Source organism: Parafrankia sp. EAN1pec (assembly GCF_000018005.1).
GTDB lineage: Bacteria > Actinomycetota > Actinomycetes > Frankiales > Frankiaceae > Parafrankia > Parafrankia soli.
Genome location: NC_009921.1, coordinates 2,469,804 through 2,481,103 on the forward strand (window position 1 = coordinate 2,469,804; position 11,300 = coordinate 2,481,103).

The following is an 11,300-nucleotide window of genomic DNA, read 5'->3' on the forward strand; positions in this document are numbered from 1 at the left end:
CGGCGGCGGTCCCCGGCCACCTCGGCGGTGGCACCCGGCGGCCCCACGCGGCGGTGCCCCTCAGCGCGAGGTGCCCTCCCAGCCGAGCAGCCGGGCACCGAGCACCGCGGTCTGCAGGACGTACCGGTCCGTCGGAGAGGTCGGGTCATGCCTGGTCAGGGCGTGGATGCGGTCGAGCCGGTAGGTGAGCGCGCGCACCGACAGGTGCAACCGGCGGGCCGCCGCGAGCGCCACGCCGCCGGTCGCGAAGTAGGCGTCGAGCGTCTCGATCAGCGGCCCCGCGCCGCCCCGCGCCGCCCGCAGCGGGCTGAGCACCGCCTCGACGAGCTCCTCCAGCGGTTCCCGGTCGCGGAGCAGCACCTTGTAGATGAGCAGGTCGTCGGCGTGCACGACCTGCCCGTCCAGCCGCATCCGCCCGGCCAGCTCGACGGCGTTGCGGGCCTCCTCATAGCCGATGCGCACGCCGGCGACGCCGCTGCGGGGCCGGCTGACCCCAAGCCGCCACACGAGCTCCGGTTCCACCCCCAGCCGCCCGATGACCGCCCTGATGGCGGTGGACGGCGCCGCGTCCGCGGGGGAGAACGCCGGCAGCGGCGCGAACCCGGCGTCGCCGGGGCCGGGCGGGTCCATCCGGCGCCGGCCCCGCGGCGCCGTGGCCCGTGGGCGTGCGATCTCCCGGTCGAGGGTCGGCCGGTCGGCCCTCGGGTGCCCGGAGCCGCCGTCCGGCCGGGCGTGCACGGGGTGATGCACAGGATGGTGACGTCCCGACGCGGGATCGCTCACGCTGGTCACCCCGGCCCTGGCCGACCCGGCCGTCGGGCCGGCGGCGGGGCGGCGGTCCGGTGCGGCGCCGTCGTCCGGCGTGATCGCCGCCGTGGGCGGGACGGGCAGGGTCAGGTCGGTCTCCTGCGGGACGACGCAGACGAGCAGCCCGTCCTTGGTCGCGACGAGGGGCTCCGTGGCGCACTGCGCGCGCAGCGCCTCCTCGATCCCGCGCACGACCGCCCGCCCGTCCAGGAAGCGCCGCCCGCCCGCCGCGACGAGGACGACGTGTGGCGCCTCCAGCCGGAGCCCGAAGGCGGCCGCCCGCTCGAGCAGCGGCCCGAGCTCGGAGGTGCCGGTGAGCAGGTCGTCCACCAGCTCGCGGCGCATCGCCTCCTCCGAGCGCGCCCGCGCCGCGCGGGCCCGTTCGTAGCCCTCGCACACCGCCGCGACCGCGTCGTCGCTGGCCCGCAGGACGGCCGACGCCGCCGCGCGGGTTCGCGAGACCGCCCCGACGGTCAGCCCGCTGAGATCGGTGGGATCACCGCCGTCCTCGGTGTGCTGGGAGTGCTCGGCGTGGGCGACGGCCGGCACCCGCCCGTCCAGGACCGCCGGCAGCGTCCGTCCCAGGTCGCGCGCGTCCCGGTCGGCCTGGCGGACGACGGGCAGCGACGGCCAGATCCGCCAGGTCGCGGAGAGGTAGAGGTCGACGAGCGCCGGCAGCGAGGCGCCGGACTCGGCGGCGGCCTGGCCGAGCGCCCGGAAGACGTCGAGCTCGGCGCGGGACAGCCGCCGGCCGCTGTCGGCCGCGGAGGCGAGCACCTCCAGATAGTTGCCCAGCAGGCCGGCGTGCAGGCGGGCGTCGGCCGCCGCGAGCACGGCGGCCCGGGGGAGCCGGGTGAGGCTGGTACCGGGCAGCCCGGCTGGCTGGTCATCGTCCGGGAAGACCGGCCTGGGTGTTTGATCCCGTTTCGTCACCTCATGCTCTCCCCCCGCTCGGCTGCCGAGTATCGGCAAGGAAATCGTAGACAAAGTCGCGGACTCCGGACGGTGTCTGCCGGGACACCGAAGGGCAGGCTGAGCGTTGAGCCTGGTACGGGGCCCTGCGGGGCGCCCACGGCAGGCCGACGCGGAGCGGATCCGGCCCCTCGCGGGGACGATCCCCGCACCGCCCGTCGGCCGCCCGGCGCCGCGATCATCGCCCAGCCCAGGTGCCACCACGGCAACACAAAGCCCCCGACGGAAGTGACTGACGGTGAAAGGCAAAGGATCTACCCGAGACATGTCCACGAAGGACGGCTCCCGCCCCACGGCGCTGCCGCCGATCGCAGTGCGCCCAGGCCTGTTCGTGTCCGTGGCGGTCGTGACAGTGCTGCTCGGCGCGCTCACCCTCCCCGCCACCGTGCCGGGCCGTCCGGGCTTCGCCTACTTCAGCGGGGGCGTGCTCGGCGCGGGTCTGCTCGTCGCGATCCTGCTCGGGGCCGACCTGGCCCGGGCCGCCGCCGCGCGCAGGGCCGGGATCACGGTCACCGGGATCACCCTCGGCGCCTTCGGGAGCCGGCTGGGCCTCGCACCCGCACGCGACCGCTCGACGGACCGGGGTGACGGCAGCCCGCTGAGCGGTACCGGCCCGTCGGGCGGTAGCGCCCCGTTGGGCGGTACCGGCCCGGCCGGTTCCGATGACCCGCTCGCCCCGGCCACCGGTGACGCACTCGCCGACGCCGCCGTCGCCCGTGCGGGCCTGATGGTGACGGCCCTCGCCGGGATGGTGCTGGTCGCCGCCGGCGCGTTCGCCCCCGGCGGAACGCTCGCCCTGGTCGGCGAGCTGGCGCTCTGGGTCGGCACGTTCGCCCTGCTCATCACCGTCGTCGACCTGCTGCCCGCACCGCGCAGCGCCGGCGGGCGGATCCTCGCCGCCCGGGTCCTGCGCCGCACCGGTGACGAGGCGGCCGCGGGCGCGGCCGTGGCCCGCGCGGGTGTCATCACCGGGTGGACCCTGATCGTCTTCGGTGCGGCGGCCACCTTCCTGGTCGGGCTGGTCGGCCTGTGGGCGATTCTCCTCGGCTGGCTCGCGCTCGGGACGTCCCGGCTCGCGCAGACGCAGGAGCGCACCTCCGCCGCGCTGCGCGGGGTCTTCGTCCGTGACGTGATGATCCCCGCCCCGGAGGCGCTGCCGTCCTGGAAGACAGTCGCCGCCGCGCTGGACGAGACCGTGCTCCCGTCCCGCGCCTCGGTGTTCGGGGTCCGGGACTTCGCCGGGCCGCTGATCGGCGTCACCCTGCTGCGTGATCTGGCCGCGGTGCCCGCGGACGACCGCGACCTGGCCCGGGTGGCCCGGGTGACCATCCCGCTGGACCGGGTCGCCACCGCCCGTCCGGAGGAGCCGCTCGCCGCGGTCGCGTCGCGGCTGGCGCACCGGCCCGCCGCGGGCGTGATCGTCGTCGTCGCCGACGGCCCGGATGGCCTGCCCGGGATGGTGGGCACCGTGGGCCCGGGCGAACTGGCCCGGGCGCTGGAGACCACGCCGCTGCACGGCCGGGTGGTCATCCCGACCGGCTTCGGCCGCCGCCGCCGGTGAGCTCACCGGTCGCGCCGAGAGCCCGGTCCCGCCGGGTTCCCGGCGGACGTCCCCGCCGTCGCCGGGCCTGAGCGGCCCCCTCGGCGCGCGGGCCCGGCGGCCCGTCCTGAACCCGCTCTGGTCACGCTGCTGGCAACGGCGCCCGGCGGACCAGAGCACAGCATTCCCGGCGGGGCCCGTGAGCCCCGCCGGTGACCGCGGCCACCGGCCGCGACCCCCCCCGTACCACCCAAAGGAGATTCCGTGGATGTGCCCGCCTGGGCCTGGGCCGCCTTCATTGGCGGCCTGCTCTTGTTGCTCGCCATCGACCTGATCGCGCACCGCAGGGCGCACGTCATCGGCTTCAGGGAGGCCGCGTGGTGGAGCGTCGGCTGGGTGTCGCTCGGTGTGGCCTTCGCCTTCGTCATCTGGGCCTGGCAGGGCCCCGGCGCGGCCGGCGAGTACGCGGCGGCCTACCTGCTCGAGAAGAGCCTCTCGGTCGACAACCTGTTCGTCTTCGCGCTGATCTTCTCGTACTTCAAGGTCCCGCGGGAGTACCAGCACCGCGTGCTGTTCTACGGCGTGCTGGGCGCTCTGGTGCTGCGCTTCCTGTTCATCGCGGCCGGCATCGCGCTGCTCGAGAACTTCAGCTTCGTGATCTACATCTTCGGCGCCTTCCTGCTGTACACGGCGTTCAAGATGGTCCGCGACGACGGCGTCGACATGGACCCCGGGCAGAGCAGGGCCGTCCGGCTGCTGCGCCGGGTGATCCCGGTGACGGACACCTACCAGGGGCAGCACTTCATCCTGCGGCGCGCGGGCAAGCTGATCGCCACGCCGCTGCTCGCCGTGCTGGTGGCGGTCGAGACCGCGGACGTCCTGTTCGCCTTCGACTCGGTGCCTGCGGCGCTCGGCGTGACGAACGAGACCTTCCTCGTCTACACCGCCAACGCACTGGCCATCCTCGGCCTGCGGTCGCTGTTCTTCCTCCTCTCCGGGCTGATGGAGAAGTTCCACCACCTGGCGACCGGGCTCGCCGTGATCCTTGCCTTCATCGGGGTGAAGATGCTGCTCACCGACGTCTGGCACATGCCGATCTGGCTGTCCCTCGCGGTGATCGCGGTCGTGCTGGCCGGGTCGATCGTCTGGTCGCTGACGACGGAGCCGCCCGCCGAGAACGGCGACGACGGCCACGACGGTGGGGCCGGCGGCCTCAGCGGGTCCAGCGAGGTCGGCGGGTCCAGCGAGGTCGGCGGGCTCAGTGGGGTCGGCGGAGTCAGTGGGGCCGGCGGAGTCAGTGGGGTCGGCGGTGGCGGTCGTCTGGTGACCGGCACGGACACCCGGGCCGACGCACCGGCGGCCAACGTGGCGGACTCGGGACGCTAGCCGCCGCCGGCGAGGCGGACCCGGTTCAGGCGGGTCGACGGGCGGGCGCGGGGTGGGTCCCGGTGGGCGGGATCCCGAAGGCCGCGATCGTGTCGCGTTCCTGGACCGGGGTCCGCGTCGCCTCCGCGCGCGTGATCCGGTCCCACCGGAAGCAGCGTGGGCCGCCCCGGCGCAGGCACCACGCGAACAGGTACCAGTGGCCCCCGGTGAAACCGATCAGCCAGGGCTCCACCGGACGTCCCTCGCTGACCGCGCCGGCGGCGTCGACGTAGTCGATCGTGATGACGACTCCGTCGAGCAGAGCCGCCTCGACAACGGTGGCCACCGCCCCCCGCGGGGCGCGGACCGGGTCCGTGCCGATCCGCCGTGCCTTTTCGGTGAGCTCCTCGCGGGCGGCCGTGCCGGTCACGCCCAGCGCGTCGAGGACGGCGCCCAGCGCGTCGGCGGCGTCGGCGGCGAACGGCCCGTCCTGGAGCGCGGCCAGCGCCGCCATCACTGCCGCGGCCTGCGTCTCGGTGAGGGCCACCGGCGGCAGCAGGGCGCGGACCATGGCAAACACGGTGCCACGGCGATGTCTCCGTTGCCCGCCGATCACCCGATCCGGGGCGAGGTCGGCCCGACCCGGGTCCGCGGACCATCGAAGCGAGTTGGCTGAGCCAGCCCATGCGCTGCTGGCGCAACACGCTTCGGGGTGGAGCGCCGGCCGCTCCCGCTCGGGCATGGTCCGGCGGCGGCGTACCGGCCGACGAGAGCTACCTATTATTAATACGAATTGATGACTCGGCGACGCGCCGATTGTCATGTGGGCGACAGTGTGGCGCTCACGTTAGTGTTTTGAGGCTGCCGGGATCGTCCGAGCTTCCCGAATCCCTCTGTTTCTCCTTCAAGGCGGACTATGCATAACCTTCTGGCCGTTGTTGTCTCCTATGGTGGATCACCCCAGCTCCACCGTCTTCTGGCGACCCTGGCCGGGGTTACCGGCTGCCGGGTCGCGCTGGTCGAGAACCGGCCCGGCACGGTGCACGAAGACCTGCCCGCGGGCGTTGAGCTGTACGAGGGGCACGGGAATGTCGGATATGGCACGGCTGTGAACATCGCCGTGCTCCGTGCGCTGCGGCCCGGCCCGGCGCAGGAGCCGCGGCCCGCGTCCCCGCCCGAGTGGCTGCTCGTCGTGAACAGCGACGTGACCATGCCTGAGCGGACCAGGGACCTGATTCCCGATATCCTCGGTTCGATACCCGCCGACGCGGACGTGGTGGGTTTCCCGGTGCGGGCCGAGACCGGCCTCTCCGGCCGGGGCACGGCGGTGCTTCCGAGTATCCGTACGAATGCGTACACGGCGGTGCGCGGTGAGGCCGCCGCGGTGGAACGCTGGCCCGAGCTCCGCTATCCCGTCGGGGCGTTCTTCGCGATCCGTACCCAGGCGTTCCTCCGGATGGGCGGTTTCGACCCGTCCTACTGGATGTACTACGAGGAAACGGACCTTTTCGCCCGGCTGCACGCGTCCGGTGGCCGCATCGCGTGGATCGACGACTGCTGCCATGTCACCCACGTCGGCGGCGGGACCGTCGGCCGCGCCGGCCTGATGTACGCCGAACTCGGCCGTTCGGCCGCCATCTACGCGCGGCGCCACGGCGACACGCTCGGGCGGGGCTGGCTCGCCGTCCACGTGGCGCAGCTGGCGGCGCTGGCGCTGCGCAAGCTCGCGACCGGCCGGACCCACGACGCGCTGCGCGCGTCGAGGATCCTGTCCGGCGTCGCGACGGGGCTGGTCCAGCCTCGCTGGGAGCCCGCCACCCGGTCCCGCTGGCGGGCCGTTCCGGTCGCCACCCGCCGTGACCTGGGCCGGATGGACACCGCCGCGCCCGGGCAGGTGCCGGCGCCCCGGGCGTCCCGCGCGGACCGGTCGCCACAGGTGACCGCCGGGTACCGCTGACCGTCAGATACAGCCGACTGTCAGATACAGCTGACCGCCGGGCCGGGTGCGGCTGATCGCCGTCTCACCAGCCGCGGGAGCGCCACTCGGCCAGGTGCGGGCGCTCGGCGCCGAGTGTTGTGTCCTTTCCGTGGCCCGGGTAGATCCATGTCCGGTCGGGCAGCGGACCGAACACCTTGGCCTCGAGGCCGTCCATCAGGGTGGCGAAGGCGGCGGCGTCCCCGAAGGTGTTCCCTGGGCCACCGGGGAACAGACAGTCGCCGGTGAACAGGTGCGGGGCGTCGCCGTCCTGGTCGTAGAGCAGGGCCACGGAGCCGGGCGTGTGCCCGACGAGGTGCACGACCCGCAGCGTGACCTCGCCGACGTGCACCTCGTCGCCGTCGACGACCGGGTCCATCGTCGGGACCGGGATGGCGGGCGCGTCGAGCGGGTGCGCCACGGTGCGGGCCCCGGTCGCGGCGACGACCTCCTCGAGCGCCTGGACGTGGTCGGCGTGCCGGTGGGTCGTCACCACGGTGGCCAACCCGCTGTCGCCGACGAGGCGTAGCAGCGTGTCGGTCTCGTTCGCCGCGTCGACGAGCAGCTGCTCGCCGGTGGCGGTGCAGCGCAGGAGATAGCAGTTGTTGTCGAACGGGCCGACCGCCACCTTGGTGATCGTGAGGTCCGGGAGCTCGCGGGTGTCCGCCGGCCCGCCGACGGTGACCTCGCCCGTGTATCCGGCGCCGATGTTCATCACGGTTCTCCTCGATCTCTCCGTGGACTGGTCCGCGCGGATCCGTCCGTGGCCGGACCGCCGTGGTGGCGGCCGGGTGGCGTGGAATGATCCGCGGAGCGCATCCATTCTGATCGGCGTGACCGCCGTGTGTCCTCGACGGAACAAGGATGTGGCCCGCGGGGTTCCCCTGCGCGGAGCCGGGCACCGCCGGTGCGGGCATGTCGGCCCGGGCGTGTAGCGTCGGTCGTGTTCGAACGCGCGTTTGATCCGGTGCCGCTGCGGAGCCGGGCCCAGGGCGCGGCGCCTGCCCGCGGGGCCGCGTAACGGGCCGCAAACCCGTCCGTAGCATGCCTGCCGCAGGCCGCGACAGTTGTCATCCACACCTGATGTCACCCAGACCTGATGTCACCCAAACCTGACTGTCACCTGTATCCGACTGTCACCCACACCCGACCGAAGACCACGAGGGACCTGACGATGGCTGACCGTCTTGTCGTCCGCGGAGCACGTGAGCACAACCTTCGTGACGTCGATCTCGACCTGCCCAGGGACGGCCTGGTGGTCTTCACCGGGCTGTCGGGCTCGGGCAAGTCGAGCCTCGCCTTCGACACGATCTTCGCCGAGGGGCAGCGCCGGTACGTCGAGTCACTTTCGGCCTACGCCCGCCAGTTCCTCGGCCAGATGGACAAGCCGGACGTCGACTTCATCGAGGGCCTGTCACCCGCGGTCTCGATCGACCAGAAGTCGACCTCGCGCAACCCGCGCTCGACGGTGGGCACGATCACCGAGGTCTACGACTACCTGCGGCTGCTGTACGCGCGGGTCGGCCACCCGCACTGCCCGAAGTGCGGCCGCCCGATCGCCCGGCAGACCCCGCAGCAGATCGTCGACCGGCTCCTGGAGCTCCCCGAGGGCACCCGCTTCCAGGTCCTGGCGCCGGTCGTCCGTGGCCGCAAGGGCGAGTACGCCGACCTCTTCGCCGAGCTGCAGAGCTCCGGCTTCGCCCGGGTCCGGGTGGACGGCACCGTCGTCGCGCTCACCGAGTGCCCCAAGCTCGAGAAGCAGCGCAAGCACACGATCGAGGTCGTGGTCGACCGGCTCGCGGCGAAGGAGTCGGCCAAGCGCCGCCTCACCGACTCGATCGAGACGGCGCTCAAGCTCGGCAGCGGCCTGGTGCTGCTCGACTTCGTCGACCGGGATCCGGCCGACCCCGACCGCGAGCGGATGTACTCCGAGCACCTGGCCTGCATGTACGACGACCTCTCCTTCGAGGAGATGGAGCCGAGGTCGTTCTCGTTCAACTCGCCGTTCGGGGCCTGCCAGGAGTGTTCGGGTCTGGGAACCCGCAAGGAGGTCGACCCCGACCTCGTCGTGCCCGACCCGACGCTCTCGCTCGCCGAGGGCGCGATCCAACCGTGGGCCGGCGGGCACAACAAGGAGTACTTCGAGCGGCTGCTGACGGCGCTCAGCGAGGACCTCAGCTTCCGGATGGACACCCCGTGGGAGGGGCTGCCGGAGCGCGCCCGCAAGGCGATCCTGCACGGCAGCGGCGAGACCGAGATCCACGTCGGCTACACGAACCGCTACGGCCGCAAGCGCTCCTACTACACGTCCTTCGAAGGCGTGATGGCCTTCCTGCGCCGCCGCCACTCGGACGCCGAGTCCGACAGCAGCCGCGAGCGCTACGAGGGCTACATGCGCGACGTGCCCTGCCCGGCGTGCCGGGGCGCCCGGCTCAAACCGGAGTCGCTGGCCGTCACGCTCGGCGGCCGCTCCATCGCCGAGGTCTCCGGGATGTCGATCGGGGAGTGCGCGGCATTCCTGCGCGGCGTCGAGCTCAGCGAGCGGGAGCAGGCCATCGCCGGGCGGGTCCTCAAGGAGATCGACGCGCGGCTCGCCTTCCTGCTGGACGTCGGCCTCGACTACCTGTCCCTGAACCGTTCCGCCGGCACGCTCGCCGGTGGGGAGGCCCAGCGGATCCGCCTCGCCACCCAGATCGGCTCGGGGCTGGTCGGCGTGCTCTACGTGCTCGACGAGCCGTCGATCGGCCTCCACCAGCGGGACAACCGCCGCCTCATCCAGACCCTCGTCCGGCTGCGCGATCTCGGCAACACGCTGATCGTCGTGGAACACGACGAGGACACGATCCGTGCCGCCGACTGGGTGGTGGACATCGGCCCGGGGGCCGGCGAGCACGGCGGCCGGGTGGTCGTCTCCGGCCCGGTCGAGGAGCTGTTGAGCAGCGAGGAGTCGATGACCGGTGCCTACCTCTCCGGTCGGCGGCAGATCCCGGTGCCCGACATCCGCCGCGCGCCGACGAAGTCGCGCTCGCTGACCGTGCACGGCGCCCGGGAGCACAACCTCCGGGACGTGACGGTGTCGTTCCCGCTCGGCTGCCTGGTGGCGGTCACCGGCGTCTCCGGCTCGGGCAAGTCGACGCTGGTCAACGACATCCTCGCCAGCGTGCTCGCGAACCATCTCAACGGCGCGCGCGAGGTCCCGGGCCGGCACCGCACGGTGTCCGGCCTCGAGCACCTCGACAAGGCGGTGCGGGTCGACCAGTCGCCGATCGGCCGGACCCCGCGGTCCAACCCGGCGACGTACACGGGCGTGTTCGACCACATCCGCCGGCTGTTCGCGGAGACGACCGAGGCGAAGGTCCGCGGGTACCTGCCGGGCCGCTTCTCGTTCAACGTCAAGGGCGGCCGGTGCGAGGCATGCTCCGGCGACGGCACCATCAAGATCGAGATGAACTTCCTGCCGGACGTCTACGTCCCGTGCGAGGTCTGCGAGGGGGCCCGGTACAACCGGGAGACGCTGGAGGTGCACTTCAAGGGCCGGAACATCGCCGAGGTGCTCGACATGCCGATCGAGGAGGCCGCGGAGTTCTTCGCGGCGGTCCCGGCGATCGCCCGGCACCTGCGCACGCTCAACGACGTCGGTCTCGGCTACGTCCGGCTGGGCCAGTCGGCGCCCACCCTCTCGGGCGGTGAGGCGCAGCGGGTGAAGCTCGCCTCGGAGCTGCAGCGACGCTCCACCGGGCGGACCGTCTACGTGCTGGACGAGCCCACCACCGGCCTGCACTTCGAGGACATCCGGAAACTGCTCGGCGTGCTCGGCCGGCTCGTCGACGCCGGCAACACGGTGATCGTCATCGAGCACAACCTCGACGTCATCAAGACCGCCGACTGGATCGTCGACATGGGCCCGGAGGGCGGGACGGGCGGCGGCCGGGTGATCGCCGAGGGAGCTCCCGAGACGGTCGCCACGGTGTCCGAGAGCCACACCGGCGCCTTCCTGCGGGAGATCCTCGGCGACCGGGTCGACGCCCGTCCGAAGTCACGGCCGAAGCTCGCCGGCGCGGCCGCGCTGTGACGGCGCGCGGCCGTGCCCGGTCAGGTCTGGAGGAGTCAGGTCTGGAGGAGGTCGTCGAGGACGGCGTCCAGCGCGACCTCGGGGTGCTCCTCGCCGGCGGGCACGACCCGCTCGGTGCGTTCGAGGAAGCGGCGGACGGGCGCGGCGTCCAGGACGACCACCGACCGGCGCTCGCCGTCGGCCAGCTCGAGGCGGATGCCGTCCCGGGTCGGCTCGGGCGTGATGCGGACGTCCCCGTCGCCGACGGGTGCCGGGCCGTCCAGGCCGGCCCGCAGCGCGTCCCGGGGAGCCACCCAGTGGCCCTGCGGGAGCGCGGGATGATCCGGCCGGGAGACAAGTACCAGCGCGACCGCCAGCGGGTCACAGCTGCGCCAGGTGATCTGCAGAACGGTGATCCTGCCGCGGCTGGGGGCGTCGTCAACGACGAACTCCGTCGTGACGTCCTCCACCTGCACGCGTCGGCTCCCTCGGCCCGCTCTCCCCGGTTCAACTGCCTCGCCGGTTTACACCGTCGCAGCAGTTCGCTCGTGACGCCACCCGAGTGGACGCGCTTCAGCATACGGCGACCG

The 11,300-nt window shown here is 73.1% G+C and carries 8 protein-coding genes; 4 read left to right on the top strand and 4 right to left on the bottom strand.

All coding sequences use genetic code 11. The features are described from left to right. Positions 1–60 precede the first annotated feature (60 nt). Complete coding sequence (locus FRANEAN1_RS10095; protein WP_157472510.1) at positions 61–1,740, bottom strand: helix-turn-helix domain-containing protein; 1,680 nt, start codon at positions 1,738–1,740, stop codon at positions 61–63. A gap of 304 nt (positions 1,741–2,044) precedes the next feature. On the opposite strand from FRANEAN1_RS10095, the gene FRANEAN1_RS10100 reads away from it, so the two are divergent. Together FRANEAN1_RS10100 and FRANEAN1_RS10105 are read left to right on the top strand one after the other, a co-directional pair. Then, entirely contained in the window at positions 2,045–3,340 is a 1,296-nt protein-coding gene (locus FRANEAN1_RS10100) for a hypothetical protein (RefSeq protein ID WP_020459656.1), read from the top strand. Between the two features lie 243 nt (positions 3,341–3,583). Next, positions 3,584–4,705 carry a TerC family protein gene (locus FRANEAN1_RS10105; protein ID WP_020459657.1) on the top strand — a complete coding sequence of 374 codons (1,122 nt, stop codon included), beginning with the start codon at positions 3,584–3,586 and terminating at the stop codon, positions 4,703–4,705. A 25-nt stretch (positions 4,706–4,730) separates the two neighbouring features. Here FRANEAN1_RS10105 and FRANEAN1_RS10110 read toward each other — a convergent pair whose 3' ends face one another. Then, complete coding sequence (locus FRANEAN1_RS10110) at positions 4,731–5,255, bottom strand: WYL domain-containing protein (RefSeq protein WP_049795615.1); 525 nt, start codon at positions 5,253–5,255, stop codon at positions 4,731–4,733. 345 nt (positions 5,256–5,600) lie between these two features. On the opposite strand from FRANEAN1_RS10110, the gene FRANEAN1_RS10115 reads away from it, so the two are divergent. Next, positions 5,601–6,641, top strand: coding sequence for a galactosyltransferase-related protein (locus tag FRANEAN1_RS10115; protein WP_020459659.1), 1,041 nt, complete (start codon positions 5,601–5,603; stop codon positions 6,639–6,641). Positions 6,642–6,705: 64 nt separating this feature from the next. Here the strand turns inward: FRANEAN1_RS10115 and FRANEAN1_RS10120 are convergent, their stop codons facing one another. Then, a complete protein-coding gene (locus FRANEAN1_RS10120) occupies positions 6,706–7,374 on the bottom strand; it encodes an MBL fold metallo-hydrolase (protein WP_020459660.1) in 669 nt (222 codons plus the stop codon). Between the two features lie 459 nt (positions 7,375–7,833). Between FRANEAN1_RS10120 and uvrA the strand changes: the two genes are divergently transcribed. Continuing rightward, positions 7,834–10,731 carry an excinuclease ABC subunit UvrA gene (uvrA, locus tag FRANEAN1_RS10125; RefSeq protein WP_020459661.1) on the top strand — a complete coding sequence of 966 codons (2,898 nt, stop codon included), beginning with the start codon at positions 7,834–7,836 and terminating at the stop codon, positions 10,729–10,731. A 35-nt stretch (positions 10,732–10,766) separates the two neighbouring features. On the opposite strand, the gene FRANEAN1_RS10130 is transcribed toward uvrA, so the two are convergent. Further along, positions 10,767–11,186 carry an SsgA family sporulation/cell division regulator gene (locus FRANEAN1_RS10130; RefSeq protein ID WP_020459662.1) on the bottom strand — a complete coding sequence of 140 codons (420 nt, stop codon included), beginning with the start codon at positions 11,184–11,186 and terminating at the stop codon, positions 10,767–10,769. Positions 11,187–11,300 lie beyond the last annotated feature (114 nt).